This window comes from Micrococcus sp. HSID17227 (assembly GCF_003989405.1).
Lineage (GTDB): Bacteria > Actinomycetota > Actinomycetes > Actinomycetales > Micrococcaceae > Micrococcus > Micrococcus luteus.
Genome location: NZ_RBLN01000316.1, coordinates 1 through 2,082, shown reverse-complemented (window position 1 = coordinate 2,082; position 2,082 = coordinate 1). Strand labels below are relative to the sequence as shown.

The window sequence follows — 2,082 nt, the reverse complement described above, 5'->3', positions numbered from 1 at the left end:
CCTGGACTGGCGACGGGTCATGGAGCCGCTGGCCGGACTCCACGGCCCGCGCCGGGTGGGCACGCCGCCCGCGCTGGCGATCGGCGTGGAGCTCGTGGCCGAGTCCTCCCGCAACGCGTTCCAGCAGTGGGGCCCGGCGACCGCCGGGGAGGAGCAGGTGCGCGAGGGCCGCCCGCTGTACGTGACCGTGCGCCCGCTCAAGCGCGGGGCCAAGGGGACGTGGATCAAGGGCGGGCTGACGTGGAAGGCGTTCCAGTTCCCGCGCGCCGAGTTCGCCCCCGCCCAGGAGCGGGCGATGCGCCTGATCTGGCGTCAGGTCCAGGCCGAGGACTCCTACCCGGGCGACGCCTGGTTCGGTCTGCACGTCTTCGACTCCCCGCGGATCTGGCAGCTGCTCGCGGAGGCCCGCGAGGTCGGGGTGGAGCTCGTGCCGCTGGGGCTGCTGACGGACGTGGTGCTGGAGGCGCCCGTCGCCGTCGGGCTGGACGTCACCCGCGCCCCCGACGGCGGTCTGGACGTGGCCCCGTCCCTGGACCCGGCCCCGCCCGGCCTCGGGCTGAGCGGTGTGCACGCCGTGGGAGGCATCGGCTTCTACCGCGTGGAGCTCACGGACGAGGAGGCCGTGCTCCACCTGATCCCCGCCGCACGCCCCGTCCCCGAGGCCGTGCAGCAGCTCGTGCTCGCCGGCGGGCCCGTGCGCGTGCCCGCCGCGGACCGCGAGGAGTTCCTCGGCCGGATCTACCCGCGGCTGCGTGGCGCCCTGCCCGTGACGAACGGCGGGATGACGAGCCAGGCGAGCACCACGACGGCGGCGGCCAGCACGGTCGTGGCGCCGCGGGCCTCGTCCGGCAGGGCGGGCAGGCCCGTGACGAGCAGCGTCACCGCCACGGCGGCCATGCCGAGCACGTACAGCGCGCCGAGCACGCTCATCACCAGGGTGAACGGGGACCGCCGCCACTGGTTCAGGGTCAGCGTCCAGCGCAGTCGGACGAGCGTCAGAGCCATGCCAGCCCCTCCGAGCCGTGGCGGCCGCCGACGAGGTCCACGAAGCGGTCCTCGAGGTCGTGCCCGTCCCGGACCTCCTCGAGCGTGCCGGCGGCCCGCAGCGTCCCGGCCGCGATCACGGCGACGTGGGTGCACATGCGCTGGACGAGGTCCATCACGTGGCTCGAGACGATCACGGTGCCGCCCCGCTCCACGTACGAGTGCAGGATGTCCCGGATGTTCGCGGCGGAGACCGGGTCCACGGCCTCGAACGGCTCGTCCAGGACGAGCAGGTCCGGGGCGTGGACCATGGCGGCCGCCAGGGACACCTTCTTGGTCATGCCGGCGGAGTAGTCGGCCACGAGCTTGCGGCCGGCGTCCTCCAGGTCCATCACCCGCAGCAGGTCCGCGGTCCGCTCGGCCACGGTGTCCGCGTCGAGGCCATGCAGCAGCCCGGCGTAGGTCACGAGCTGCGCGCCCGTGAGGCGGTCGAAGGTGCGCACGCCGTCGGCGAGCACGCCGACCCGTCGCTTGGCCTCGAGGGGCTGCTCCCACACGTCGACGCCGTGGATCCAGGCGCGGCCGTGGTCCGGGCGCAGCAGCCCGGTGGCCATCGACAGGGCCGTGGTCTTGCCCGCACCGTTCGGCCCGACCACCCCGAAGAACGACCCGGCCGGGACGTCCAGATCCAGCGCGTCCAGCGCCAGCTTGTCCCCGAACCGTTGGGTCAGCCCGCGCGTGACGAGGGCGAGGTCCGGATCGGGGGCGTCCACCGCGCGCCGACGGGTGGCGGCGGCGAGGTGGGTGGGGGCAGGCTCGGACGCATGCGGAGTCATGCCTGGGACGTTACCCACTGTCAGGCGGTCACGGCGTCCTCCTCAGGGATGAACCGTGGGTCCCTCAGAACAACGCTGCGGCCAGCCGGCGCCGCGAGGCCTGCACGCGGGGGTCGTCCGTGCCCACCACGGTGTAGAGGTCCACGAGGTGGGCGCGCGCCGTCTCACGGTCGTCGCCGGGGTGGAGGGCGATGAACCGCACGAGCCGGTCGAAGGCGTCCTCCACGTGGCCGCCGAGCACGTCCAGGTCGGCGACGGCGAA

Annotated in this window: 4 protein-coding genes; all 4 read right to left on the bottom strand. The window is 74.4% G+C overall.

Going from position 1 to position 2,082, the window contains the following annotated elements; all coding sequences use genetic code 11:
* Positions 1-201, bottom strand: a 201-nt coding sequence (locus D8M29_RS14255; protein WP_238693398.1) for a hypothetical protein, incomplete at its 3' end; no start/stop codon positions are given.
* 537 nt (positions 202-738) lie between these two features.
* Positions 739-1,005, bottom strand: a complete 267-nt coding sequence (locus D8M29_RS11225) for a hypothetical protein (protein WP_238693397.1) — start codon at positions 1,003-1,005, stop codon at positions 739-741.
* A complete protein-coding gene (locus D8M29_RS11220; protein ID WP_123244126.1) occupies positions 996-1,820 on the bottom strand; it encodes an ABC transporter ATP-binding protein in 825 nt (274 codons plus the stop codon). The genes D8M29_RS11225 and D8M29_RS11220 overlap by 10 nt, the downstream gene beginning before the upstream one ends.
* Positions 1,821-1,884: 64 nt before the next feature.
* On the bottom strand, positions 1,885-2,082 hold a 198-nt coding region (locus D8M29_RS11215), incomplete at its 5' end, for a tetratricopeptide repeat protein (RefSeq protein ID WP_127445984.1).

What these genes read in the sequence shown, in the direction of transcription:
- D8M29_RS11225 (WP_238693397.1), bottom strand. Translation starts at nt 1,005, where the DNA reads ATGGCTCTGACGCTCGTCCGACTGCGCTGGACGCTGACCCTGAACCAG.
- D8M29_RS11220 (WP_123244126.1), bottom strand. Translation starts at nt 1,820, where the DNA reads ATGACTCCGCATGCGTCCGAGCCTGCCCCCACCCACCTCGCCGCCGCC.